The organism is Streptomyces sp. SID13726 (assembly GCF_010548375.1).
Classification (GTDB): domain Bacteria; phylum Actinomycetota; class Actinomycetes; order Streptomycetales; family Streptomycetaceae; genus Streptomyces.
The window spans coordinates 1-428 of the sequence record NZ_JAAGLY010000511.1; the positions used below are offsets into that span (position 1 = coordinate 1).

A 428-nucleotide genomic window follows, 5' to 3' on the forward strand; every position below is an offset into this window, starting at 1 on the left:
GATCGAGTCCAAGTTCGGTCCCGAGGGCTCGCTCTACGTGCTCGACTGGGGCGGCGGCTTCGGCCGCGACAACCCGAACTCGGGCCTGCACCGCATCGACTACCTGTCGGGCTCGCGCCCGCCGGTGTCGAAGCCGGTCGCGACGCCGGACTCCGGCATCGCGCCGCTCGAGGTGACGTTCGACGGCACGGGGAGCACCGACCCCGAGGGCGAGGAGCTCACGTACGCGTGGGACTTCGACGGTGACGGTCAGACCGACGCCACCGGTGTGAGGGTCACGCACGAGTACACCGAGCTCGGGCAGTTCGACGTCATCCTGCGGGTCACCGACCCGGAGGGCCTGTTCACGCTCTCGACGAAGCAGATCACGGTCGGCAACACGGCGCCCGAGATCAGCGTCGACGTCGCGGACGGGGCGATCTTCAACT

1 protein-coding gene is annotated in these 428 nt (G+C 69.2%); it reads left to right on the forward strand.

Translation table 11 applies throughout. The features are described 5' to 3' along the window. A partial coding sequence (locus tag G3I78_RS48860) for a PKD domain-containing protein (RefSeq protein ID WP_164437106.1) occupies positions 1–428 on the forward strand: 428 nt, incomplete at both ends.